The sequence below is a fragment of the Planomicrobium sp. YIM 101495 genome (assembly GCF_009707665.1).
Lineage (GTDB): Bacteria > Bacillota > Bacilli > Bacillales_A > Planococcaceae > Planococcus.
In genome coordinates this window covers 43,652-68,677 of the sequence record NZ_WLZW01000004.1, presented here as the reverse complement: position 1 = coordinate 68,677, position 25,026 = coordinate 43,652, and the positions used below count along the sequence as shown (strand labels likewise).

Genomic DNA, 25,026 nt, shown 5'->3' with positions numbered 1-25,026 from the left:
GTCTCATCCTCCATTTCTATCGTAATAGGATTGGTAGTACATCGCTTTCTCCCATTGCTTTTCTTGCTGGAAATGCCGGGAAAGTTCCAAAGCAATTTTCTTACTTTCTCTTATGTAACCATTTTTTCTGAAGAATGGGAACATTTTATCTTCAGAATAAGCCAAAAGGTCCGGTTGGGAAAAATTTTGTTTTTCGAAATAATTCAAATACAAAAGGAAGTATTCGTCCTGGCTGTCTGCGGACAACTCCCGCAATTCCTGCACATAGCTCCAAGCGTCCGCTCCGATTTCGACAGCTGTTTCAATGAGGCTGACAAGCACTGCCTTGTAGAAGTAGGTGTCTTTCGGCAACGTGCCGTGCAACTCCGTCAGAAAGCTGTATGCCTGGTGATGTTCCTCGCGCATTATTAATAATTCGGCGAAATTATACAAGGTTTGATTGTATAAATCTTTTTGATCCGTCAGCCTCGAATTGCGCTTCAGCACTTCAAAAATGCCTGTTGCCTGCATGAGCAGGTTGCGCCGCGTGTAATTGATCGCCAGCAGCAACTGGGCATGGAGCAGCCGGATGTAATTGTAATTGAGCCGGAAATATTGCACGGCGCGTTCCGTGTAATGGGCAGATAGTTCGTACTGCTCGTGCATGACCAGCAGCCGCGCTTTCTGGTAGTACAGCTCCCCTTCGAACTTTTGTGGAATGCTGCGGATGCCACTTTCGAGCAGGTCGGCATATTCCATGGCACGTTCCTTGTTGTCGCCTTTTGCATAATACTGGGAAAGAAAAAGATGATGCATCCAGGATTCCGCTTCAGAAAAGGAATTCTTCAGGCGTTGCAGCATCTCTTTTTGCCGCTCCGCAAGGCTTTGGTCATCTACGTGCAAATAATAGCGGAATTTATACAGTTCATACTGGTTCACCAGATCTGTCGACTGAATGTATCCGTCGTCCAACTCGAGCTCCTGATAACGTTCTTTCATTTGTTCCAGATCGTAGTGGAGTGCGCAGGCAATAAAATCGTTCAATTTCTGTTCCAGCTGATTTCTTTTCGCAACTTCTTTTTTCCACTGGACCCCCATCTTCAAAAGCAGCGCTTCAATGGTCGACTCATGCGGTGTATATGTATTGGACTCGATTTTGCTGAGATGAGAAATGGAACAGATACCATCGGCCAGCTGGGATTGCGTCAACTTATTTTTGGACCGGTAATACTTGATAACAGAACCGATATTCATCGTCTCACCCTTTTTTCGTTTAGTAATTGAATAATACCATAGAAAAACAGCTCCGGCGCATTGCCGGAGCTGTTGTTGTGCGATTCTACTTACTGTACTGTCGCGAATCCGAAGCCTGAAGCATAGTCGTCGCCGTAGCCTGCTCCTGAACCGCCCAAGATATCATTTTGGTAAGCACGGTATTGCAATTCGCCGCGCACATCAACGTTCGACGCGCTTGGATACTGTGCCCAGATTTTCGCCGCTAACCCTGCAGCGTGTGGTGATGCCATCGATGTGCCGCTGATTGTCGAGTAGCCACCGTTGTACCATGTGGAGTAAATCGATGCGCCAGGAGCTGAAATTTCTACATCTCCTTTTTGAATCGCGTAATCACCATCTGTGCGGCTATATCCACGCGATGAGAAATCCGCAACACGCAACGTGCCGTTTTGCACACGGTTCTCAAGCGCTGCTACTGCTACCGCATTGACCAAAGCACCCGGGTAGCCGATCGACCCTTCGTATGGACCTTCGTTGCCTGCAGCTGCAATGACAAGTACGCCTTTATTGTAAGCATAGTTCACCGCATTTGTGATCAGGCTGCTTTCCCCTGAAGAACCGAGGGACATGTTAATGACCACTTTTGTTCTGAGAGCTGTCGCCTGGTCAGCTGCGTGGCGGATTGCTGCTGCAATATCATCCGCGTAGCCCCTGCCATTGTCGCCAAGCACTTTATACGCCCACAGATCCGCATCCGGTGCGACACCGTAAACGCCGTTGCCCGAACCGCCATTAGCTAACGCTGAGCCAGCGACGTGTGTCCCGTGGCCTTGACGGTCTGTACAGCTATTGTTCGTAAATGTTGTGCCGATTGTGAAGTCTTTACATTGCTCGACATTGCCCCGCAGATCCGGGTGGTTGATGTTGACGCCCGTATCAAGCACGGCAATGTTGATGCCTGCGCCGCCGCTCGTGCGGGTAAGGTTTGAATTATTATAAATTGCTTTGATTCCCCATGGAGTGGACTGGGAAGCTGCCATTGTGCTGTAAGTCGCTTCCGGTTTCGCCGATGTCGTCTCGATAGACAGTTCCGGCACCTTCTCGACCTTTATATTTTTGTTCTTTTGCAGCGCATTGAATTGTTTCTCGTTCATCTCAGTCGTGAATCCTTCATCTTTGAAGTCCCACTGTACATCGTATTGCTGCTTTACATTGCTCAGGCTATTCTGATTGGCTGAGTCAACCAGTACCCGGAATTTTTCGTTGGCACTTGCTGAGTCGCCGTTATCAGCGCTTACTCCCATAGCTGGAATCATCAGTGTGATCGCCAGCATGGCGGTCGTGAAAATCTTTCCTGATTTCTTCATTCAATCAAACTCCTTCTACTCATAGTTTTTTTTATGACAATACGTTTGGCCCCGCGGCGTCCCGCTCTGCCCCTGCCATGTATTAAACGTAACAGACCTTCAACATTTCTGTAATTGGGAAAAAAACTTGTCGAATTCGAGAAGTTTATTGAGTCCAGGACTTCGTAGCAGGTCTAAGTGCTTACTTGAGTGAAATATTTTTAAGAAGAAAAACGAAATTGAATCCTTAGACTTTTCCTGTGTTGAATATATCTCGCACACAATTACAGGAATGAATAAAAAGCCATGCTTCTGGTTATTCTTGCAGTGAGCATGGTGTGGATGGGAGATGAATTGTCGTGGATTGTCGGAATCGTTTTTATGCAGGGCCGCAATCATAGTGGAATGCGAGAGGGTTGTGGATTTTTATCAGCGATTCCTCCACTTCACCTCCTCATTCGAGCACCGCAACTTGCAGTGGGCACCGAAAATAGCAGGTAGTGTTATAGTAAAGAAACGAAGGAATCGGATGTCCTGGACATGCGATTCATACAGACAGTTTGAACGAACGGGGTGTTGGAGTTGAAAGCCATGTTAAAAGTGCTGGTGCTGTCGTTGATCGGCGGCTTCTTGTTCAGCCGACTGCACATCTCGATTCCGTGGATGCTCGGACCCATCGTCTTCGTGATGCTGGTCCAGTTCGTCTACAAAGGGCCGCTTAGATGGTCCGGCAAACTGCGTGACATCGGCATCGTCATGGTCGCCACGATGATCGGTGTGCAGTTCAACATCGAATTGTTCGGCATGCTCGGCTCCCTGTTATTTTACATGCTCACACTGAACCTCATTTTGATCGGTGGCTCGATCGGCATCGCCTTCTGCGCGAACAAATGGGCGAAAATCCCGATGAAAGCTGCCCTCCTCGGTTCGATTCCGGGTGGCCTCGGCCAAATCCTCATCTTTGCCGAAGAAGAGAACATCAAAGAAATCGGGATTATCACCTACTTGCAAGTGATTCGCCTCCTGCTCGTCGTCGTATTGGTCCCATTTATTGTGGCGGGCCAAACGATGGGCAGTGCGCCGAGCGACGCGAACTTGACCGTCAGCCTTGTCTTGCTGACGGGGGCAGCCTGGGTGTGTGGCTACGCGGCCAAACGCATTCGCATGCCTGTGGCGTTTTTCATCGCGCCTATCATCTTGCTGATTACCTTGCAGCTGACCACACCGCTTGCAATGCCAGAAGTGCCCGGCATCTTCATGATTACGGCACAACTCTTGATCGGCGCTCATATCGGTCTCATGCTCAAACCGCATATGGTCAAGCTTCCTTTGCGCGTCCTGATCGCCGGCATCGCAAGCGCACTCGCACTCATCATCCTGACATTCGGCTCAAGCTTCATCATGTCGTTCGCCATGGACACTTCGTTCGCGACCAGCTTCCTGAGCACCGCGCCAGGTGGCCTCGATCAAATGGTCCTACTCGCCGAAGACATCAACGCCGACGTTTCGTTCGTCTCCATGTTCCAGACGTTCAGGCTGCTGTTCATCTTTACTCTGGTTATGCCGCTGTTGAAACTGTTTTACCGGTGGCGAGGGAAGAAGGAAGCTCTGCTCAATTGAGCGGATATAAAAAAGACTTGCTCATTTAGGGCAAGTCGGGGTTTTGAGGTTTGGACTTGCGGGGTCTTTTTGCGGTCCTTCCTTCCTTCCCAGGGACGCGACACTTTAAAAAAACACGGACGACAATCGGAACGCAACACCGAACAACACAATCCCGCAAATCAAGGTACCGGCTAAGTAAGAAGCGCCTTGCAGCCATTTGCCTTCTTCAAAATCTTTCACTGCATCGAGCGCCATTGTGGAAAAAGTAGTGAAAGCCCCGAGAAAACCAATCAGCCAAAAACTTGGCTGATTGCCGCTTCCGATCAGCCAGCCGATTAAGAACGACCCTGCACTATTGACGAACCACGTCGCCCATTTCGGGTGTTTGGAGCGGCTTTCTGCTAATACATAAAACCCATAGCGGGCAATAGCGCCAAAGAAACCGCCAATTGCAATGGCGATCATCGGGTCACCGACTTTTTGCTGATCCCGCCCCCGGCAGCTGCACATAGAACCGAACAAAATGTCATGGAAACAGCGAAAATAACGGCCGTTAAGAAATCAAGCTCCAACATCCGAAACCACTCAACAGAAAATGCGGAAAAGGTTGTGAACGAACCGATCAGCCCTGTCGAGAAAAACAAGCGGACCTCTAAAGGCATCTTTTGAAAACGCACGGACGCAAAACCAATGATGAAACTGCCAATCAAATTGACCAGCCACAAACCGCCATTCGAAGAAGCCAGCTCAAAAATCCCGGCCCGCAGCAGCGTCCCGATTATGCCTCCAAATCCTACTGCAAAAACCTTCCTCATCAAACCGCCTCGCAATGTTTTCTTTTAAGTATATACAAGTTGGAGAAAAGAAGGCGAATTTCAAGAGCACGGAAGAAATCTCTCCAGACGGACAGAGAGTATGTGAAATATGTGACATATCGCACTTCACGTTGCAGAAATCGCTTCTCTCAACACATACCAGCTTCCCATGCAAATTTTTTCATAATAGGGGCGGTTTGCTATCGCTTTTCACCCTGGCACGCTTTCTTACTTCCAGCAGTCCCCAGTTCGTCCCTGTGAACAAGACAATTATGAAAACTTAACTTCCTTGATAAATATTCCGGTACACAATCACGAAACCATTGATTCTACTGACTGTGTATTTATCGACATGCAATTGTAGTTAATAATCTGAATTGCGTTTGTCACAGGGGCGCTTTTCACACCGATCGCGATCCCTGTATAAATGTTTTCATAAACGGCATTGCCGACAATCTCAATCCGCTCCGCAAACTCCCCTGCATGCTCCGAGCTTGCCTCAATTCCGATATCGTTGTGGTGGACCTCATTGTTTTCAATCCGGATGTCCTTGCCGCCATCCACATAAATCCCGCCGGCACTGTAGTCATTCCCGTACGCCGGATTGCCGAAAGAGGAGATCTCATACACTTCATTGCCGGAAACGATGCCGTTCCGCACATAATCCATTTCCGGCGAAACGCCTTCATGGCCGATCAGGTCGATGCCGATATTATCGCACCGGCGCACGACGTTATCCGTAATTTCGAAGCCGTCGATGTTCCCGTTCAGCACAAGCGCTTCACTCGCGCCCAGTGTGAGGTCTTCGATGACATTGTCAATAACGGTAATATCCGTCATCGCACCCGTCCCGTAAACCGCAATCCCGTGGGCATTCCCTTCAGCCGACTGCGTCCCGATCCGACGCACCCTGTTTCCTCCCAAAACGATATGGCTGCTGGAGCCGCTCACGAAGATTCCCATCACCGTTTCATCCGCCAGCTCGGTCGTTAAATCCTGCAGCGTGAACCCGCGGATCTCCACGTAATTCTGGTCCTCTATCGCAACGAGTGCGGTATCGCCTTCCCGGCTTTCAAAATCCGCTCCGCTGAGTACTACTTCTTCGCCTTCATACGCCCGGAAAACGACCGGTTCCGACTCCGTCCCGCTGTGCTGCACAACCAGTCCTTCTTCATAAACCCCTCCGCGCACATGGACGATCGTTCCCGCCGCTGCCCTGGAGGCCGCCTCCTGCAACGTCCGCAGCGGATTCCCCAAAGATCCATCCTGTCCGTCGCTGCCATCCGGGGACACGTAAAGATGCCGCTGCTGTTCAGCATTGCTGCCTATGAATAAAAGAATCAGGATAACGATGATTGCAAGAAAGATCGCTGCCGTTTTTTTCATGATGTCCTCCTTCGTCATTGGTACCGTTAAACGGGAACTAACAAAAATTTGGGTGTTTTGTAAAATCGTCTATCCTGCCACCAGTTTTGTAGTAAAATCCATAATATAAAGTTTGCGGAGATCCTTCCGCAAATGCGAAGAAAGATGAAATACATAGTAAGATTGGAGACCCTCATGGTTAAACAGCTATTTTCTTTATTCCCGATTCTTCTTATTTTCAGCATCCTGCTCCTCCCGATGATCCTGATCGACCTGTTCATCATTTATTTCATTGGCGGGTCGTATTCTGCATTGCTCTATTTAATCGGGTTTCTCTTCGTTTTCTATGTGGCCGACCTGTTGCTGAATATCGTCATCGAAAGCTTGCTGAAAGTCGCGGATGACTTCAGTTCCTTCAAAATCAGCAGCCCTTTCATCTCTGCTATTTTCGACTTGGCAGGCAGTTTCATCGTCATCAGCCTGCTCGATTCGTTCTTCCAGGCCGTGAATCTGCCGCTCGCCACAAAAGTCCTGATCGTTTTCCTGCATACTTCATTGATTTTCCTGGTCCACCACCTGCAAACCAAAGACGGTGAACAGGCCGCTGACAATGCAATCGACAATAGCTTGCCCGCAACGATCGAATACGAAATCAGTTCGCTACTCCAAAAAGAAAATCTGATCACCTGCATCGACCAGATCAAACAGAAATATCCTGACATTCCGAAGGCGACCATTATAAAAGCGGTGCGGAGGATTAAAAGTGAGAATAATTGAGGGCGACTCCTTTTGGGGTCGTTTTTATTTTGGAGAAATGCAGATGCACTGTTCAGGAAACGTTATTTTTAATCCAGGGATTTCTTTGTTATTATTAAAAAGACTATTCTGAAAAAAAGGAGGAATTGAATGGGACTGACATTTTGGACGTGGACGGTGATGATTACAGCATGCCTCTTCTTTATCGCCATGTCGCTGAAGTTCAGAAAAAAAGCGGGCATCAGCTTTACGCATTATGCCATCGCCGGCGGCACATTGCCTTTTTTCCTGATCTTATTTACGGACATTGCGACGATCATGGGAGTCGGCAATTTCATCGGACACTCCGCTGAAGGGTATAAGATCGGCTTCGCGAACATTCCGTTCGTCATCGGCGAGCAAGGAGCCAAAGTGCTGTTTGCGCTCGTGTTCGCAGGTTTCGCAGCGCGGTTCACCTATCATACGCTGGCGGAATTGATGAACGATCTCATCCTGCGGGACCGGATTTCAAGAACATTGATCGCCGTTCTGACCTCCTCTATCATGCTTGCGTGGGTGAGCGGACAGGCGATGGGGCTCGGAGCGCTGTTTGCCACTTTCACCGGGGCTGACCCGCTAATGATGATCATCATTTTTTCACTCGTATTTATCGTCTACACGACAATCGGCGGCATTTATTCAGTCGTCTGGACGGATCTCATCCAGGGCGTGCTTCTTGTCGGATTGGCCATCTGGTTTTATTTCCAGGTGTTCAGTGAAATCGACTTCAGCCTCTCCACTTTGCAGACAGGACTCGCTGACGTCGGCGCATCGGGACTGATGGAATTCAACCTCTCCATCATGGAAGTGCTCACGCTTTTCGTAACAGGCACATTCGGCGTACTTGCGGCCCAAATGTACTGGCAGCGCTGTTTTGCGGCTGACAGTCCGAAAACAGCGAGCCGGGCGATGCTCTACAGTGGCATCATCGCAATCATCTTCACCATCATGGCGACAATCAGCGGAATGGTCGTCAAAACGAAAAATCCGGACCTCGATCCGAACAACGCCATCTCCTGGCTGATTCTCGAAGAAATGACAATGGTCGCAGCACTCGCATTCTTCACTCTAATTTTCATGGCGGCCATCTCGAGCGCATCATCCCTGCTTCATTCCGCATCAGTCGTCATCGTGAACGACCTGATCATCCCGAACATGAAAAAGAAATCAGACGCCTACTACGTCAGATTGACGCGTTACTCCGTCGCACTCGTCGGCATCTTCTCCATCGCCGCAGCACTCCTGTCCGATTCGATCATCGGCCTGTTCTCCCTCGCCTATTCGATGACAGGCGGCGGCGTCATCCCGGTATTGATCGTCGGATTGCTCTGGAAAGAAAAGCGCAGCGCTTCGTTTGAAATGGGCACAAGAAACAGCCGCGTCTCCGTCTGGGGCGGCCGCATCGGCATCATCTCCGGCTCCGTCGTGTCATTGGCATTCGGCATTCTGTGGGGCGTTCTCGCTTCCGTTGTATTGACGGTTGTCATATCGCTGGTTTTGCCGAAGGATCCGAATGCAAAACTTGCCGGTGAAATGAACTAAAAACGAGTTATGCGCCTTAAAGGCTCTCTCCATCACGAAAAGCCATGCCCTCTAGCTCACGCAAAAAGGCACGGCAGCTTCTCTGCTCTTTATCTGGATGGTTTATCAGCGATTTTTCGGCGTTTATCAGCGATTTTTAAGAGTTTATCAGCGGTTTTCGCTAGTTTATCAGCGGTTTTTTGAGAGTTATCAGCGATTTTCAACCGTTTATCAGCGATTCCGCCTTTTTGCTCCCACTATCGAATCCCGCCATTCACATAGCATCAAAAAAGAACCTTGAGCACCTCAAGGTTCTTTTTGCATCTATATATTAAGCTAAATTGCCCAATTGGCATACATACTGTTCTCAGCTGCCGTACTTTTCAATTCCGCTATAACGACCTTAGGTTTGGAAGGGCCGGATATGGTGGAAATATAACTGACCTTGAATGTATAAGTGGCTTTTCTGCGGAAGCTCCGGTATTCAGGCGAATCCACTGTCGTCGTCCAGTAGAAAACATTCCCGGCCGTGTCAGTCAACGCGACGATCCGATGTTCATCGGTTTTAAAGCAGGACGAAAACTCAAGCTCTTCCGTATATTTTTTTCCTCTTTCATAGCCGTTCACTTCTTTGATCGCAAGCACCATCTACATACACCTCTTCCATAATGGTATGCTTTTACTATAACAGAACAAACGTTCTATTACCAGCCAAAAGATCAAAAAAGTATAATTTTCAGCTCCAAAACAACAATCTAGCTGAGCTGATTTAATTTATACGCGCCTATCTTAATCGCTCAACAACAAAAAAGCTTCGGCCCCCTTCCACAAGGATGCCGAAACTTATTTCCGTCCGGCTCCTAGAACAAGCCGCCGAGTTTGGATTTTGCCAGGTCCATCAATTCGTTCTTTTCATTTTCGTCAATCTTGCCGTCGTCATATGCCCGCTTGACCTGAGTGATGATTTCCTTCGCTTCCCCCATGTCAGCATTGCGGATTTTTTCTTTTAACGTGTCAAAAAGTTGGCTCATGAAAACGTCCCCTCCTTAAACTATCTCTCGCAAAGAGTATACCCTCTGAAACCCGTCTTACTCCGCTGCAGAAACCTTATAAACCTTCCCACCATCTGTAATCGCAATAAGCGCGCCGTCCTGAGTTACAAGAATATCGCGGAAACGCTCGCCTTCATCCGTCAACAGGCGTTCTTCCCCGACGATGGTGTCATCTTCAATCACGACACGCGCGATGTAGCTCGACACCAAGCCGCCGATGAACAGATTGTTTTCCCATTCAGGAATTGCGTCGTTGTCATAGAAGGACATGCCGCTCGGCGCACTTGTCGGATCCCAGTAATATCTCGGTTCCACAAAGCCCTGCGCTTCGTGTTCTGAAATCCCATCATTGATCAATTCACCAGTGTACTCGATCCCATAAGAAACGACCGGCCAGCCATAGTTATTGCCTGGTTCAATGATATTCAGTTCATCCCCAGCCTGCGGACCGAATTCAACAATCCACAAGTCGCCTGTTTCAGGGTGGTAGTCTATACCTTGAATATTCCGGTGCCCGTAGCTGTAAATGCCATCCAGCGCTTCTTCATCATCGATAAACGGATTCGTCTCCACCGCTTCCCCGTCCTGCGTGATGTGAATCACTTTGCCGAGGTAGGCATCCAAATCCTGCGCACGTTCCCGGATCGGATCGTCCGAACGCTCACCAGTCGTCAGGAACAGATTGCCCTCTTCATCAAAGATGATACGCCCCCCGTAATGCAAGTCGCCGTCATATGCCGGTGTCGCCTGGAAAATCACCTCGAACCCTTCAAGTGAAGTCTCATCTTCCGACAAAGCTCCTTTCCCGACAGCAGTCACCGTTCCTCCTTCAACATCCTGAGAAAACGTTAGGAACACCATCCTTGACTCTTCAAAATCAGGCGCAATGGTGACATCCAGCAACCCGCCCTGACCACTGTTATTCACTTCAGGCGTCCCTGCGATCGGTTCTGACACAGCGAACTCATCAAGATTGACGATGAGAAGTTCCGCTGTATCCCGTTGCGTCACAAGCAAGCGGTTCGGCTCAAACTCCGCCATCCCCCACGACACATCAAGACCTTCCGCCACAACCTCCACATTCAATTCTGTCTCCGTCACGACTGCAGGCGCTCTCGTCTGTTCCGCAAATGCCGGCTCGAACTCCGTCACTTTCGGTTCGGTCTCTGCAGGTTCATTTTCCTCAGCACCTTCATCAGTACTTTCCTCTGTCCCCGCATCCGACTCATCCGTCGATTCTTCCTCCGAATCGCCGGCACTTTCTTCCGTTGCAGGGGGCTCGATTGCTGCGTCGTCCGAAGCATCATCATTGCTGCAGGCCGCCAGAACCAATACCAACATCAGCATCGCAAAGAGCATGAACCTTGACCACGAAACCTTCGTCATCTTTTTTCCTCCCCATTTCTGAAATATTTTACTGAATCTAAATGGAAGTTCATTCCTCCAAAGCTCAGCATCAAAAATTGGTGAAGACTTTCAGATCTTGATTAAAAATATGAAAACCCTTTGAAACCAATGCTATCACAATTATCAGATAATAAGTAATGGTTTGCTTTTACTTTATGGTTCTTGAATATAAGAGAACGCCGCTCCTTTGAATAGGGGCGGCGTCTTCAGGTTTTTGCGGCAGCAGTATTCGATTTGAAGCACGACGCTATTCACCCAATCCTAAACTTATAATCCTTCGCATAACGCATATTCTGCACAAACACCTTCAGCAATTCTTTCGTCGCCTCCAGATCGTTCAGGTCGATCACTTCATTGGACGAATGCGCGTTGCGGGACGGAATGGACAAGACGCCGCTCGGGACTCCGGAATGCGCCAGGCTGAGTTCGCCTGCATCGGTCCCGATGCCCGGGAAGATCTCCAGCTGGTAGTTGATGCCATGCTCCTCCGCAAGACTCACCAGATGCTCTCTCACTTTCTTGTTCGCGATCAAACTGAAATCCATCACTTTGATCCCTGTTCCAACGCCGAGCGCCAATGTGTTATCCATCATGCCTTCCGGTGTATCGCTGACCGCTGTCGTATCCAGCGCCAGCGCGACATCCCCCGTCAGCTGCTGGCCGGCCACACGCGCTCCCCGCAGCCCGACTTCTTCCTGGACCGTGAAAATCCCGACGAACTCGCCGTCGAAATCTTCCGCTCCCAACTCCTCCATCGCCTTCACCAAAACCGCGCAACCCGCCCGGTCATCAAAGCTCTTCCCGGCAACGCGCGTCTCCGTCAGGAAATCAAAATGCGGGAACCACGAAACCGGGTCGCCGATGCCAATGCCCAGCTCCTTCACTTCCTGCGCCGACGCAGCGCCGACATCTATGTACAACTCCTGATGCTTCCGCACTTTTGCCGGATCATCATACTTTATCATATGAGCCGAAATCGTCCCGATCACCCCGGTCCGCAGCCCGGCAGCCGTCCGGATCTGCACGCGCTGCGACAACAGCACCCGATCATCATGTCCTCCCAGCTTCTCAAAGCGCAGCAGTCCATTGGCCTCAACCTTCTTCACGATAAAGCCCACTTCATCCATATGCGCCGCTACCAAAATCCGCGGCCCCGGCTTCTTGCCCTTCTTCACTACAATCAAATTCCCTGCATGATCCACTTCCAGCGAGTCGACGGATCCTCTTAGCCGATTCGCAATATAAATCGCCACTTCCTCTTCGAATCCACATGGGCCGGTTATTTCGGTTAGGTCTTTTAGTAGTTCTTTCATGGGGCACGTCCTTCTATATCTTTTTTAAAGGATGGATACTAAATCTCTCAGAAATATTCCTTCATACAAGAGGATGAAGTCATTACATAGATTGTAAACTCTCTTATAATATAATCCTCATTAAGTTTCTTATTTCTCCAAAACGCTATTTAAGAATTACTGATTTTCTTCATTGATTTTCCAAAGCTTTATTAAATCTACATTTTCACTACTTGGCGCATAAATTTTTCTAAGCTTTTTAACTTGAACAATTAAAGGCAAGTTGAATGATGTTCCAGTAACAATACATTGGCCAGGTCCCAGATTAGGAATAGTATTTTTAGAAACTTTATCTAAGGTAGATATAGTATTGTCAATTAGCCTTAAATCGTTATCATTCACAAGTCTGTGAATAAAAAAATTATGAAGTTGCGAAACGATTGTCGGAGAAATATCTGCTGGTCTTTGACTAGCTATTGTCATGTAAAAACCGAACTTCCTTCCTTCTTTTACGATTTCTTCAAATACTTCTAATCTGTAATCTTTCCAGGACTCTTGCTCTCTCTTTGATTTGTCAGAAAGTATATTGTGCGCTTCATCAATTATTATATGGAAAGTACCCGCGCCATTATTTTCTATATCATCTTTATGCTGTTGATACTTTTGTTTAGAGATTAAGAGAGGAACAATCTTTTTTATATCTTGATTACAATTCCTTAGTGAAATAACTGTAATTGGTGATTTTTCAACCTCACTATTCACAGTTAAAACTTTATCCAAATCTTTCGCTCTCGATTCAATGCGTGAGATTAAAGGGTTTATATGTTCATACTGAACATGATTATATTTTAATCCGTAGATCAACTGTAAATGTACTATTACGCTTAGTTTTTCAATTAAAGAAAGACTTCTTATATTGTCTTTAACCTCATCAGAGTTTAGTAATACTCTTAATTCATCTGCTTTCGATAATACTTGATCTTGAGAATTATTGATATATAACTGAGTTGATGGCTGATAATAAGTATTATTAGTGCTGTGCCAAGCTAAATTTTCCCAAGGGGCGTTTTCCAATCCAATTTTTTTATAAACTCGTTTCAATATCCTTAAGGCATCTTTATTATTATTTGCCTGAAAGACGTTAACAAAGCCCCAATATATTTTTTCTACTAAAATCTCCAAAGTAATTTCGCCTGTTTCAGATAAATTATTGTTAAGGGCTTTTTGCAAAAACGGTTTTTGAGTTTGTTCAGTAGCAGAAAACAAAATTGATAACGTTTCTATATTCCAAAAGGCTGTAGGTTCTAAAGATATTTTATCATCTGGTGATATCTCTGAAATATTCTTTTTAGTATCCAATTTTATTACTCTTTTGTTCTCTGAAAAAACATTCGGCTCACAATACTCTCCATTAAAATCTAAGAATAGAAAGCTACTTTTGCGAAAAATATCGAAAGTATTAGTCTCTAATTTAAAGAGTTCAGAAAACAATTTAGTTAAAGTGTTAGATTTACCGCTTCCTGTGTTTCCGAAAATACCAATATGGGTGTTGAAAAGGTTATTCCATTCTATTGGTACATTAATTCCTTCTTGAATTGTTTCGCCTAATTCGATTAAATAATTGTAATTAACATTATTCCCTAATATTTTACTTATCTCATCATTCTCTAGCAATACTACTTCATTATAAATTAAAGGAAAAGCTTTTATACCAAAACTAAATTCGTCATAATAAAAGCTTCCGATTATATTAACACTAACTTGCCTTACATATCTGTTTAAATCGTATCTTTGTTCTTCTATATTTCTTGTCATGTCTTTCAAATACTCTTTTTCTACTTTCCCTATAATTTTGTATGGTCCTCTCATAATACCAATGTATTCTCCGATACTTACTCCTTTATATGTCTTACCCTTAAAGAAATAAGTTAGAGCATTGCTATTCTCATTCATTTCGACTAAAACTTTCATCCCATCAATCTCAATTACATTTCCAACCACGAATGGGGAGTTATTCATAAGAATCTATTCCTTCAAATAAATTATTTAGGAAATCAAAGTCTCCGTTTAAATTGCTTCCATCAGTCTTAACAAATTGTTGAGGTAGAAAAGTGATGTTAGAGTAAGATCCTAACTTTTGTTCGATAGTTTCCTTTGAACCTTGATTATAAGAAATTATGTATACTTTTAAACTCGGATTAGACATAGATCTTTTAATTATTTCTGTAATATGCTCATCTGCGAAAGAAAATCCAAAAACAATTAATACAGATCCTATTTTTTCCAATTCATAACTTAATAAACGAAGCAATTGATAATAATGTTGTTCGAATACTGTTTCATTAAATTTCCACTTGTTCGGGTTTATAATAGGTATTTGCTTATACAATTCGTAAAAGTCAGAAAACTTATCATCAGGTAAATTAAGTTGACTTAGTTCTTCACAAATATGTTCAATACTAATTTTTGTCTCTTCATCGTGTAGTCTATCTAACAACCTCTCATTGATATTTTCTATTTCTGCCCTACTATATTCCTCAATACTCGACAACTGATCTTTCAATCTTTTAATTTGCTCATCTTGATAGGATACAATTATTTTATCTTTTTCTCCTTGTTTCCGGTTCCAAGTCACTGATCCATGAATTTTTAATAAATTTATCGTCGGTACTTCTCGTTTGTACCTGTCATTCACTCCACTATGACTTACATTCATATGGAAATTTGAAATCCCTATTTCTCTTTCTATAAAACCTTTACTGCCGTCATTAAAATAACAGAATGGTCCATCTTTATTAATCTCATCAAACGTTCTTTCAAAAAACAAATCATAATTTGTAGTGAATAAATTAACTCTTTTAGGTTTTTCATTGCCTTCCCTCTGTAGAAAAACTAGTAGATTACTCACTAGCCTTTTATAATTTCTAAGAACCTTTTGATAAACTTCTTCCTTTGATGCAACGATTGTTGACAAAAACATTTCTGAAATCCATTTATCGAAGTAATAAGCATATAATATCTTTTTGTTTACTTCCTTTATTTTATTTGAAGTTACTAATTCTTCAAACGTTGGCATTTTATCTCCTAGATGCAGCGTAGAGATATAGGGGAAGCTAGCTCCGGATCCTATTAGGAAATTAACATTTTTTCCACTGATATCTTCCCAAAAATTTTTTTCTTCCTCAAAAATACTCATATTTTTACCTCCATGTTATAGATATACACTTCCTATTTAAATCTATAGTCGTTTATCTCCAGCCTTCCATAGCTACATCATTTTTACCCATATTTTTAATTGTTACTACTTCTCCCTGTAAATCTTTTGCGATAATATCTAAATCACCTGTAGTATCTGTTGGTGGTGGTGTTGGAGCAGGAGGTGGCGTCGGATTCGGTTTTGGTGCTGGCTGCGGGTTAGGCGTTGGTGCAGGTTTTGGATTAACGACCCATGGTTTCGTATTAACAGTATGGGAATTTCCATCTGTAGTTACGGTAATATCGCCAGCTACGGCCGTAGAATAAATACTAGATTTTACTTGGTTCAGTCGGCTGATAACTTCATCATGCGGGTGGCCATATGAATTGTCTTTTCCGTATGAAAGTACTGTTCCCACTGGCCGAACTGCATTAATGAATTCTGCAGAGGAGCTAGTATTGGATCCATGGTGTCCTGCTTTCAAATATGTGGATTTCACATCATACTTTGAAGCTATATTCTTCTCAAGAGCCACTCCGGCATCACCAGTCAATAGGAAACTAACTTTGCCGTACTTTGCCTTAAGAACAACAGAGGCATCATTATTATCGCTAGCTTTTGAATTTGCATGAAGAACTTGAATATCCATGACATTATCGAAATTAATTTTTTGTCCGTTTTTCGGGATTTCATACGCAGTGTCTTTTGTGTCAATCAGCTGCAAGAGTTCCAAATAAGTATCAGTTGTATGAACTTTGCCGGAATCTATGAATTTACCGACTGCAAAATTCTCTAGGACAGAAATCAACCCACCGATGTGATCTGCATCGGGATGTGTAGCTACCACTACATCCAGCTTCGTCACACCTTTGGATTTCAAAATTCCGATTCCCAGGGAACGACACAATTCTCGAACAATTCATTTCGATGAATAAAACACATCAATATTACGCGGAATATTGATGTGACGAGAGCTGAAATTTATAAGGTATAAATTGTAGTGTATTGTCAAAATCGTTTAGAATTGTTTCTTCCCAGGGACACGGCACTAATGTTTGCATCTTAAATCCCAATAAGACTTACACAAACATCCTTTGCGTAAATCCTCTCTTCTGCTCCTCCAAAAACACCAACTTTTCTTTTTCTCGATCAACTTTCCGATCGATATTCAATAGAAAGTCCGCGATTCTTTTTTGTTCATTTATATGAGGAAGTGTTACTATTTGCTCTAGCCAATCTTTTTCATGTAAAGCTATTTGTGCAGAACCCGTAGGTTTTATTGGAAAAATCACTTGTTCATAATATAGACTTGTTTTTAAATACTGTTCAAAAAACTCTTTATTACATAAATCATTTAGTTCTAACAAAGGCATGTTTTCAGTTACGATTGATCCATCCAGTTTCGAAGGAATGAAGCCGATGGCGCCATCAAATACTCCTTGTCTAATAAAAGTTAAAGTGTTTGGATATTTTTTTAAATTGACTCTGAACTGCCTTTTTCTTCCTATCTCTGATCCTACCTTTGTATCTCTATAAGATATGTTTCCGGATTTACTAATTGTTATTTGTTCGTAATAGTTATCATCTTTCACAAAAACTGTTTCTCTATATTTATTGAATATATTTTTTAAGAGTATTTCTTCCCACTCCGGAAACTCCCCACCATCCTCATCCTTAAACCGCAACTCCTGCGAGAAAACCTTCTGCATCATACCTTTTTTAAACTGCTCCAGCCTCTCAATTTTCTCTTGTTGCTTTTGAATCTTTCTATCCAACAGTATTACAAAAGAAGCTATTCTTTCCTGCTCGCTTATATTGGGAATTTTAATAGCGACATCACTTAGTATATTTTGGCTAACATTATACCGGGTGCTCCCTCCAGATTTACTGGAAATTTGATTTCTAGCAGAAGAACTGTTTAAGAGCGTCTTAAGGAAAAAGGGTTCGTATTCAGCTATTTTCTTTCCTCGGATAACAAAGCCGCCAAACACGGCCGGCTTTTCCTGATCTAAGTAGACATTACATTTTCCAACATCTTCACGTGTTTCGGAGCTTCTTAAAAAAAGAATATCTCCATAGGTAACAGAATATGTTTTTAGCTGCTGCTCTGAAGCATTTACAGAGCCAATAATTTTATTACTATCGATAAAGTCGTTATTAAGGATATCCAATACATTAATAAATTTTGTTCCATATCCATAGCTATCCTTATCAGCATTAATCCCATTTTTAAATTCTAGAAATTCGTTAAGGTTCTTGGTTTCCCACTCCCCCTCAAACCCACTAAATCTCAACTGAGGTACGTTCATCTAGACCAACTCCCAATTCCTTAAAATACTCCTCAAGTTCCCGGTCAATTTCCTCGATCTCCTGGTCAATCTCCTTCAGCCTCACCTGCACCGCCTCCAGATCCACCGGTTCTTCTTCGACAAAAGTATCGACATAGCGCGGAATGTTCAGGTTGTAGTCGTTTTCTTTGATTTCATCAAGGCTCGCCGCATAGGAATACTTATCGATCGTTTCGCGGGATTTATATGTGTCGACGATTTTGTCGACGTTTTCGTCGGTCAGGTTGTTCTGGTTCTTGCCTTTTTCGAATTCGTTCGATGCATCGATGAAGATGACATCGGCGTCTGCCTGGCGGTTCTTTTTGAAGACGAGGACGCATGTCGGGATGGACGTGCCGAAGAAGATGTTGGCCGGCAAGCCGATGACTGCATCAAGATAATTCTTTTCTTCGATCAGGAATTTGCGGATGACGCCTTCCGCCGCTCCGCGGAACAGCACACCGTGCGGCAGGACGACTGCCATCGTGCCGTTGTCGTCGAGCTGGTGGATCATGTGCTGGACGAATGCGAAGTCGGCTTTCGATTTCGGTGCCAGTTTGCCGTAATCGCTGAAGCGTTCGTCGTCCAGGTACTTAGCGTCCGAACTCCATTTGGCAGAGTACGGCGGGTTGGCGACGACCGCGTCGAAACGCATGTCGATGTGTTTTGGGTTTTCGAGCGTGTTGTCGTTCTGGATGTCGAAGTCCGTATAGCGCAAATCGTGCAGCAGCATGTTCATGCGCGCCAAGTTGAACGTCGTTGTTGTGAGTTCCTGTCCATAAAACAGTCGGACGTTGGACTCTTTCGCAACACGCAGCATGAGCGATCCCGATCCGCACGTTGGGTCATAGACGTTTTTCAAGTCCGGTTTTTCGTGTGTGACGATTTTCGCCAAGATTTTGGACACTTGCTGCGGCGTGTAGAACTCGCCCGCTTTTTTCCCTGCGTTGGCAGCGAATTGCGAGATTAAGTATTCGTAAGCATCGCCGAGCACGTCGATGTCGACATCGTCGTGAAGGAACGGGATGTCGTTGATGCTCATCATGATTTTCGCGATGAGTTTCGATCGTGATTTCACATCACGGCCGAGTTTTGTGGATGTCAGATCCATGTCATCGAAAAGGTGCTCGAAATCCTGCTGGCTTTCTGTACCGAGCGTTGATTCCTCGACAGCTTTAATCGCCTTATGCAGCAACTCCACATCGAATTTCCCTTGCTCGCCTTTCGGAATTTCCTTGATCATCGAAGAGAACAGGAAGTCCGGTTCGATGACGAAGCCGATTTCCTCAAGCAGTGCCTCCACCAAGCCTTCGCGGTATTCATCGTCTTTCCACGCATCTTCATACGAGATGTTGTCCTCTTCCAGGAATTTCGCAATGCGCGCTTCCGTCTTCTCCGACAAGTAGCGGTAGAAAATCAACCCGAGTATATAGTTCTTGAAATCATACGCTTCCATCTGGCCGCGCAGATCATTGGCCATCGTCCATAGCTTTTTATGCAGCTCAGCCTGTTGCTGGCGCTGTTTTTCTGAAGTTGTCATGGTGTGTCTCCTTTAAGATGAATAGTAATTTTCATTGACTTCTAAAATTGCGCCCCCGCGGCAGACACAATTTGAGGAACAATTGTGTCTGTCACCTGGGCGCGAGGCTAGTGTTCACTATCTTATTTAGAATGCTTGAAGAATAAGCGGAAGACGGCGACTCCTGCGGGAATAGCATGAGCCGAAGACTCCGCAGGAGCGAAGCGACGAGGAGGCTGAGGCCATGCCCGCGGAAAGCGTCCGTCTGCAGCGTTTCTTCAAGAATACTTCTTCACATTTGAATAAATGAAATCCTTCAACGCCTGCACACGCTTCCGCTTTTCCTTGAACGGCGCCTTGATTGAGTCGTTGATTTCGCGGTCGGGCGAGACACCGGTGAATTCGAATTCTTTCATGAAGTATTCGAGTTTGTCTTCCGCCACTTGAAGTTCCTGGGACATCGCCTGGATCTCCCGCTTGCGCCGCTCGGCTTCGAAGTCGCGGTATTTCTGGTCAACCGAGTCGCTGTTCGACAGCGTCGGCGCCACACCTTTCAGGAATTCCAGCAAGAGCTCGCGCTTCAGGCGCATTTCGTCGCTCGATGCCTCGTTCACTTCTTTGATGGCGCGGCGCACGGCCGTGTCGCGCTCGTTTTTGTTTTCATAATTGATGTTGCGAAGCAGCTCCAGAATATAATCGACGTTGATGCGGTCGGTCTGCATCAATTCGATTTCGAAGTCGACGTCGTTGATGACGGACACTTTTTCTTTCTCGTTTGCGCTCGTTTCGTACAGGTGCAGGAATTTGCTGCGGAAGTCTTTGTACATCTGCTCGGTGATGCCGAGATCGTCCGGATTGAAATCGAATTCGACGAAGGTTTTCAGCTTCGTCAGGATGCGCGTCAAATCGCGGAAGGCGATGACGAATTCTTTTTGCTTTGTTTCGCCTTCGAGTTCATCCACCGCGTCCGGCGTGAGGGCGATGTCGAGCAGCACGTCGAGCTGGTCTTTAAAGTCGGCCACGTATTGGTCGTACGGTTTCATGAGGACCGTATCTGTATCGCCGGTTTGTGAAAACAGGCGGACCGCCGCATCCGTTTCTTCTTTCAGATTGCGGTAGCAGACGATATTGCCATACATTTTTTTCGGGCCTTCGACGCGGTTTGTCCGTGAATACGCCTGGATGAGGCCGTGATGCTTGAGCTGCCGGTCGACGTACAGTGTGCTCAATTTTTTCGCATCAAAGCCGGTCAGGAACATTTCGACGACGATGAGCAAGTCGATCTGCGCCGACTTCACTTTACTCTGCACGTCAGTGGAGAATGACGAGAAATTCTCGGTCGTATGATTCGTACCGAATTCCTTATTGAAATCCTTCATGACACGCTCGAGCGAATGGCGGGAATGCTCTTCGTTCTCGACGCTTTCCTCGTTCTGCCCGTATGTGAAAATTGTCGTGATTTTCAGGTCGTGATCGATCTTTTGGAAAGCGTCGTAATAGCGGATTGCCGCCGGAATGCTCGCAACCGTCAGCATGCCCGTGTACTGCTTATTATGGGTTTTATTGTGATGGATGCTTGCGATGTGTTCGGCGATCATCCCAATGCGCGAATCCGCCATCCACAATTCATCGTGGTCGATGCCGGGCACTTTCGTGACGTCGTCGATGCCTTCTTTTTCCTTGATCGTCCGGATGTATTCGACCGAAAAGCCGAGCACGTTGCCGTCGTGGATGGCATCTTTGATCAAATACGTGTGCAGGCAGTCCTGGAACAAGTCGGAAGTCGTGCGCCCGTCCTGGCTGCGGTTCTCGACAAAAAGCGGGGTGCCAGTGAAACCGATGTACTGCGCCCGCTTGAAATGACGCTTGATGAGCAGGCTCATTTCCCCGAACTGTGAGCGGTGGCATTCGTCGATGACGAAGACGACTTTTTCGTTTTCATAAAGGGCCATGATATGCTCGTATTTTTCGTTTTTGACCGCATTGGCCATTTTCTGGATGGTGGTGATGATCAGCTTCGTCTGCACATTTGCAAGTTGCTCGACTAGAACATCAGTTTTCGTCGTGCGATCTACTGCGTCTTGCTTAAACTTATTGAACTCCCCCATCGTCTGGGAATCGAGGTCTTTCCGGTCGACGAGGAAAATCACTTTCTTGATGTCTTCCTGCTGCGCGAGCAATTCGCTCGCTTTGAACGACGTCAGCGTCTTGCCGCTCCCCGTCGTATGCCAGACGTAGCCGTTCTCTTCCTTTTCGATCGCCTGGTGCAAAATGCGCTCGACGGCATAAATCTGGTACGGGCGCATGACCATGAGATGCTTATCGGTTTCGTTGATGATCATGTATTTGGACAGGACGTTCTGCAGCATCTCCGGTTCCAGGAACGACGCCGTGAATTCGTCGAGCTTCGTGATGCGTTTGTTGGCATCGTCCGACCAGAAGAACATCAGGCTCTTCATCGGCTCGCGGTCGGAGTTGGCGAAATATTTCGTATCGACGCCGTTCGTCACCACAAAAATCTGCAGGAAATTGTACAGCCCGCCGTACGAATCTTTCCGGTAGCGCATGATTTGGTTGAACCCTTCCGCATAATGCAGGCCGCGCCGCTTCAACTCGATCTGCACGAGCGGCAGGCCGTTCACGAGCAGCGTCACATCATAGCGGTTCGTGTAACGCCCGATGACCGTAGTCTGGTGCGTCACTTGCAGGCGGTTGTTTTTGTAGTTTTTCGTATCGAACAATTGCAGGTACAGTGTGCTGTCATCATCGCGCGTAATGATTTCTTTGTCGCGCAAAATTTTGGCAGACTCAAAAACGCTTTTGCCCTCGATCTTCAGCAGCAAGCGCTCAAACTCTTTATCAGATAACGGACGGCCGTTCAGATTCTCTTCATTCAGCCGATTGATTTCTTTGCGGAAATTGTCCTGCAGTTTAGCGACGGATGGAATCGTCACGCATTCAAATCCCTGCTTCTCCAGCTGCGCAATCATCTCTTTTTCCAACTGCGCCTCGGACTGTGTTCCTGTTTGATACACCATATGACTTCCCCCTCTTATGGCAACCACTATGTTTCCATAATTTTACCACGAAAGGAGGCGTATGGTCGATGGGATTTGGTAGTTATTTGTTACGAATAGTAGAGGGTGCCAGGCACTTCGCCTGTAACTTCTCTCTTCTCTTTACGTCTGCTCATTCAAGAGGTGGTCGATATGAGAAGAGTTTGTGTGCTGGGGCTGATTGTTCTGCTTCTTTTCGGATGCGGAGCTGTGGAGCCGGAACTGACAGAGACCGAAGTAATCGAGATGGTTGAAGACCTCGATTCGAATTCGTTCGGCAATGCGAAGGTGATTGCCATCAAGTATGAGCGGAACCGGTATGTGGTGGAGTGGGAGAATGAGGGCAATTGCGAGTGGGGCATCGATTATGTGGATGGCGTGACGGGTGAGGTGGAGATGGCGGAGACGACGATTTGTTAGAGGCAATAGAAGGAGTGCCTGGAGGTTCTGTGTCCGGCACTCTCTCAGGAGGCGATTTTGCGGAAAATGCGGCCCGCTGTGAGTGTACCGCATTCATTTTTGAGCTGGGATAGTATTTCTCTGTTGCGGATAGTATTTGTTCTATCCCGGATAGTATTTTGGCGTAGCGGATAGTATTTCGACCATTCCGGATAGTATCGCCAATTAACTGGAAATTCTAACAGTCAAGTGTGATAAGAATTTCCGAAGTGCACTAAAAAACGGCGGCCCGCAGGATGCAGGCCGCCTTCATTATAGGGGTTTGGACAGTATTTCGGCTGAATCGGACAGTATTCCAGTGAAATCGGACAGTATTTCACCGAATCCGGACAGTATCGCCAATTAACAGGAAATCAGGGCCTCTCAAATCGTCCGCGAAGCCGTTTTTCACCCCATCACTTCATCAAAATACTTCACCGTTTTCATCTCGCCGCCGGGTTTCCGCGTCCCCCACGCCGTTTCGATGAAGATTTCGGCCAATTTGGCGTATTTGCCGCCGTGTTTCTCCGACCACTCGAGCGCCACGACGCTCTCGAACAGCACGGCCATTTTCTGCATGAGCGCTTTCGCTTCGAAGGTCTGCAAATCGTAGTCATACGATGCGAAGGCAGTAAGTTCGCCCCCCAGCTCCGCCAGCTTGTCGATGACAACACTAAATTCTGCAGACGGCCGGAGCCGCTCCAGCCGCGATTCCAGATGTGCGATAAACACCCGGTGACCGTCCAGCTTATTGACGAGGCGAATCAATTCCAAGCCGAGGATATTTGCTGTGCCTTCCCAGACGGTGAGCACCTGGGCGTCGCGCAATAGGCGCGGTGTGACAAAGTCTTCGATGTAGCCGTTGCCGCCGTGCATTTCGATCGCTTCGTGGGCGAAGTGGATGGCTTGCTCGGCGGATTCTTTTTTCAGCAATGCGATCAGCAGGCGGCTCAAAACGGCCTCTTCCGGCGTGGCGTCACCGGCTGTCACCCGGTCGTATAAAGCGATCAGGTCGAAAATCGCCGCCGTTTCGATTTCCTGTTTGGCGCGCAATTTCATCAGGCTGTCCTGCACCATCGGGAAGCGGTCGAGGCGCTGGCCGAACGCGTCCCGGCGCGCGGCGTAGTCCGCCGCTTCCGACAAGGCGCGTTTCATGATGCCGATCGAAGCCACAGCGTTGCAGATGCGCGACAGGTTCAGCGCTTCGAGCATGTATTTCAATCCTTTTGCCGGGTCGCCGACGACGAATGCTTTGGCGCCGTCGAATTCCACTTCGCCGGACGGCACGGCACGCACGCCGAGCTTGTCTTTCAGCCGGCGGATGCGGATGCCGTTCAGTTTGCCGTCTTCCTGCCAAGGGACAGCGAACAAGGTAAGCCCCTTCGATCCGGAAGGCGCCCCTTCAATCCGTGCAAGCACCATTGCGACTCCCGCCATGCCGGCATTCGACGCGAAGTATTTTTCGCCGTACAGGCGGTAATGTCCGTCTTCTGCCACAGCGCGCACCGTATTCGCGCCGACGTCCGAGCCGCCCTGCCGCTCCGTCAGGAATGTCGCGCCTTCGAACAATTCGATATCGCCGGTCGCCGCGATATGCGGCAGGAATTTCGCCTTGAGTTCCTCGTCCGCGTAATGCTCGAGCAGGTAAGCCGTCGCCATCGTGAGCGTCACCGGGCAGTAGAAGCCGGGTTCTGACTGCGACAGCAGGTACCCCTGCGCGAAGCTGTAGACGTAATTCCCTTTGCACCCGAGTTCCGGGATGTCCTTGTGCACATAGCCGACGATGCCCGTGCCGTACGTTTCCGCGACCGTCTTCCTGTACCCTTCGTTGACCCACACATGCGAAATGTCCTCGCCGAGACGGTCGTATTTCTCGAGACGCGGCGTTCCTTCGCGGTCGGTGTGGCGCGCGCGTTCGTCGATGTCGTTTGCGGCAAGTTCGCCGAATGCCTGCAATTCCTTCACGGCGTATGCAAGGAAATCCGGCTCCAGACGCTCCTCCAAAATCCGCAGCAAAGTTTCATCCCCCTCAAAGAAATTGCGCACCCCCACAGGCGCTTCCCCTTTCAAGACGACCATG

At 46.8% G+C, this 25,026-nt stretch carries 20 protein-coding genes; 4 read left to right on the top strand and 16 right to left on the bottom strand.

Annotation, left to right across the window (positions count from 1 at the left end):
* Positions 1-3: 3 nt before the first annotated feature.
* Both GIW82_RS12745 and GIW82_RS12740 read right to left on the bottom strand, forming a co-directional pair.
* A complete protein-coding gene (locus GIW82_RS12745; RefSeq protein WP_154750330.1) occupies positions 4-1,233 on the bottom strand; it encodes a helix-turn-helix domain-containing protein in 1,230 nt (409 codons plus the stop codon).
* Between the two features lie 89 nt (positions 1,234-1,322).
* Positions 1,323-2,582, bottom strand: coding sequence for a S8 family peptidase (locus GIW82_RS12740; protein ID WP_154750329.1), 1,260 nt, complete (start codon positions 2,580-2,582; stop codon positions 1,323-1,325).
* A 570-nt stretch (positions 2,583-3,152) separates the two neighbouring features.
* Here GIW82_RS12740 and GIW82_RS12735 point away from each other — a divergent pair.
* Positions 3,153-4,181 (top strand): AbrB family transcriptional regulator, encoded by a 1,029-nt coding sequence (locus GIW82_RS12735; RefSeq protein ID WP_154750328.1) that lies wholly within the window; start codon positions 3,153-3,155, stop codon positions 4,179-4,181.
* Between the two features lie 105 nt (positions 4,182-4,286).
* On the opposite strand, the gene GIW82_RS12730 is transcribed toward GIW82_RS12735, so the two are convergent.
* The 3 genes from GIW82_RS12730 to GIW82_RS12720 form a co-directional block, all read right to left on the bottom strand.
* Entirely contained in the window at positions 4,287-4,628 is a 342-nt protein-coding gene (locus GIW82_RS12730; protein WP_154750327.1) for a fluoride efflux transporter FluC, read from the bottom strand.
* On the bottom strand, positions 4,625-4,978 hold the full coding sequence (locus tag GIW82_RS12725) for a fluoride efflux transporter FluC (RefSeq protein WP_154750326.1): 354 nt from the start codon (positions 4,976-4,978) through the stop codon (positions 4,625-4,627). The genes GIW82_RS12730 and GIW82_RS12725 overlap by 4 nt, the downstream gene beginning before the upstream one ends.
* Positions 4,979-5,290: 312 nt before the next feature.
* Complete coding sequence (locus tag GIW82_RS12720) at positions 5,291-6,364, bottom strand: right-handed parallel beta-helix repeat-containing protein (protein ID WP_230309390.1); 1,074 nt, start codon at positions 6,362-6,364, stop codon at positions 5,291-5,293.
* A gap of 174 nt (positions 6,365-6,538) precedes the next feature.
* Here GIW82_RS12720 and GIW82_RS12715 point away from each other — a divergent pair, with 174 nt between their 5' ends.
* Both GIW82_RS12715 and GIW82_RS12710 read left to right on the top strand, forming a co-directional pair.
* Entirely contained in the window at positions 6,539-7,120 is a 582-nt protein-coding gene (locus GIW82_RS12715; protein WP_154750324.1) for a hypothetical protein, read from the top strand.
* Positions 7,121-7,249: 129 nt separating this feature from the next.
* Positions 7,250-8,680, top strand: a complete 1,431-nt coding sequence (locus tag GIW82_RS12710; protein ID WP_154750323.1) for a sodium:solute symporter family protein — start codon at positions 7,250-7,252, stop codon at positions 8,678-8,680.
* 315 nt (positions 8,681-8,995) lie between these two features.
* On the opposite strand, the gene GIW82_RS12705 is transcribed toward GIW82_RS12710, so the two are convergent.
* From GIW82_RS12705 to GIW82_RS12665, 10 genes are all read right to left on the bottom strand, one after another.
* The gene (locus GIW82_RS12705) at positions 8,996-9,307 is read right to left on the bottom strand and encodes a hypothetical protein (protein ID WP_154750322.1); all 312 of its coding nucleotides are present in this window, start codon (positions 9,305-9,307) and stop codon (positions 8,996-8,998) included.
* Between the two features lie 212 nt (positions 9,308-9,519).
* A complete protein-coding gene (locus GIW82_RS14770) occupies positions 9,520-9,690 on the bottom strand; it encodes a hypothetical protein (RefSeq protein ID WP_195914048.1) in 171 nt (56 codons plus the stop codon).
* 57 nt (positions 9,691-9,747) lie between these two features.
* Positions 9,748-11,097: a PQQ-dependent sugar dehydrogenase gene (locus GIW82_RS12700; protein WP_154750321.1), complete on the bottom strand. Its 1,350-nt coding sequence runs from the start codon at positions 11,095-11,097 to the stop codon at positions 9,748-9,750.
* A gap of 272 nt (positions 11,098-11,369) precedes the next feature.
* Entirely contained in the window at positions 11,370-12,431 is a 1,062-nt protein-coding gene (locus GIW82_RS12695; RefSeq protein WP_154750320.1) for a M42 family metallopeptidase, read from the bottom strand.
* Positions 12,432-12,587: 156 nt separating this feature from the next.
* Positions 12,588-14,411: an ATP-binding protein gene (locus GIW82_RS12690; RefSeq protein ID WP_195914047.1), complete on the bottom strand. Its 1,824-nt coding sequence runs from the start codon at positions 14,409-14,411 to the stop codon at positions 12,588-12,590.
* Between the two features lie 10 nt (positions 14,412-14,421).
* Positions 14,422-15,606 (bottom strand): SIR2 family protein, encoded by a 1,185-nt coding sequence (locus tag GIW82_RS12685; protein ID WP_154750318.1) that lies wholly within the window; start codon positions 15,604-15,606, stop codon positions 14,422-14,424.
* 52 nt (positions 15,607-15,658) lie between these two features.
* Entirely contained in the window at positions 15,659-16,471 is an 813-nt protein-coding gene (locus tag GIW82_RS12680) for a ComEC/Rec2 family competence protein (protein ID WP_195914046.1), read from the bottom strand.
* Between the two features lie 214 nt (positions 16,472-16,685).
* Positions 16,686-17,915, bottom strand: coding sequence for a restriction endonuclease subunit S (locus GIW82_RS12675; RefSeq protein WP_154750316.1), 1,230 nt, complete (start codon positions 17,913-17,915; stop codon positions 16,686-16,688).
* Positions 17,890-19,473 (bottom strand): type I restriction-modification system subunit M, encoded by a 1,584-nt coding sequence (locus GIW82_RS12670; protein WP_154750315.1) that lies wholly within the window; start codon positions 19,471-19,473, stop codon positions 17,890-17,892. Before GIW82_RS12670 ends, GIW82_RS12675 begins: the two co-directional genes overlap by 26 nt.
* A 257-nt stretch (positions 19,474-19,730) precedes the next feature.
* Positions 19,731-22,490 (bottom strand): type I restriction endonuclease subunit R, encoded by a 2,760-nt coding sequence (locus tag GIW82_RS12665; protein WP_154750314.1) that lies wholly within the window; start codon positions 22,488-22,490, stop codon positions 19,731-19,733.
* A 171-nt stretch (positions 22,491-22,661) separates the two neighbouring features.
* Between GIW82_RS12665 and GIW82_RS12660 the strand changes: the two genes are divergently transcribed.
* A complete protein-coding gene (locus GIW82_RS12660; RefSeq protein ID WP_154750313.1) occupies positions 22,662-22,928 on the top strand; it encodes a hypothetical protein in 267 nt (88 codons plus the stop codon).
* A 426-nt stretch (positions 22,929-23,354) separates the two neighbouring features.
* On the opposite strand, the gene GIW82_RS12655 is transcribed toward GIW82_RS12660, so the two are convergent.
* Complete coding sequence (locus GIW82_RS12655; protein WP_154750312.1) at positions 23,355-25,025, bottom strand: acyl-CoA dehydrogenase family protein; 1,671 nt, start codon at positions 25,023-25,025, stop codon at positions 23,355-23,357.
* Position 25,026 lies beyond the last annotated feature (1 nt).

Excerpts from the sequence above, each read along its gene's own strand:
- GIW82_RS12745 (WP_154750330.1), bottom strand. The coding sequence starts at position 1,233 with ATGAATATCGGTTCTGTTATCAAGTATTACCGGTCCAAAAATAAGTTG.
- GIW82_RS12740 (WP_154750329.1), bottom strand. The coding sequence starts at position 2,582 with ATGAAGAAATCAGGAAAGATTTTCACGACCGCCATGCTGGCGATCACA.
- GIW82_RS12735 (WP_154750328.1), top strand. The coding sequence starts at position 3,153 with ATGTTAAAAGTGCTGGTGCTGTCGTTGATCGGCGGCTTCTTGTTCAGC.
- GIW82_RS12730 (WP_154750327.1), bottom strand. The coding sequence starts at position 4,628 with ATGATCGCCATTGCAATTGGCGGTTTCTTTGGCGCTATTGCCCGCTAT.
- GIW82_RS12725 (WP_154750326.1), bottom strand. The coding sequence starts at position 4,978 with ATGAGGAAGGTTTTTGCAGTAGGATTTGGAGGCATAATCGGGACGCTG.
- GIW82_RS12720 (WP_230309390.1), bottom strand. The coding sequence starts at position 6,364 with ATGAAAAAAACGGCAGCGATCTTTCTTGCAATCATCGTTATCCTGATT.
- GIW82_RS12715 (WP_154750324.1), top strand. The coding sequence starts at position 6,539 with ATGGTTAAACAGCTATTTTCTTTATTCCCGATTCTTCTTATTTTCAGC.
- GIW82_RS12710 (WP_154750323.1), top strand. The coding sequence starts at position 7,250 with ATGGGACTGACATTTTGGACGTGGACGGTGATGATTACAGCATGCCTC.
- GIW82_RS12705 (WP_154750322.1), bottom strand. The coding sequence starts at position 9,307 with ATGGTGCTTGCGATCAAAGAAGTGAACGGCTATGAAAGAGGAAAAAAA.
- GIW82_RS14770 (WP_195914048.1), bottom strand. The coding sequence starts at position 9,690 with ATGAGCCAACTTTTTGACACGTTAAAAGAAAAAATCCGCAATGCTGAC.
- GIW82_RS12700 (WP_154750321.1), bottom strand. The coding sequence starts at position 11,097 with ATGACGAAGGTTTCGTGGTCAAGGTTCATGCTCTTTGCGATGCTGATG.
- GIW82_RS12695 (WP_154750320.1), bottom strand. The coding sequence starts at position 12,431 with ATGAAAGAACTACTAAAAGACCTAACCGAAATAACCGGCCCATGTGGA.
- GIW82_RS12685 (WP_154750318.1), bottom strand. The coding sequence starts at position 15,606 with ATGAGTATTTTTGAGGAAGAAAAAAATTTTTGGGAAGATATCAGTGGA.
- GIW82_RS12675 (WP_154750316.1), bottom strand. The coding sequence starts at position 17,915 with ATGAACGTACCTCAGTTGAGATTTAGTGGGTTTGAGGGGGAGTGGGAA.
- GIW82_RS12670 (WP_154750315.1), bottom strand. The coding sequence starts at position 19,473 with ATGACAACTTCAGAAAAACAGCGCCAGCAACAGGCTGAGCTGCATAAA.
- GIW82_RS12665 (WP_154750314.1), bottom strand. The coding sequence starts at position 22,490 with ATGGTGTATCAAACAGGAACACAGTCCGAGGCGCAGTTGGAAAAAGAG.
- GIW82_RS12660 (WP_154750313.1), top strand. The coding sequence starts at position 22,662 with ATGAGAAGAGTTTGTGTGCTGGGGCTGATTGTTCTGCTTCTTTTCGGA.
- GIW82_RS12655 (WP_154750312.1), bottom strand. The coding sequence starts at position 25,025 with ATGGTCGTCTTGAAAGGGGAAGCGCCTGTGGGGGTGCGCAATTTCTTT.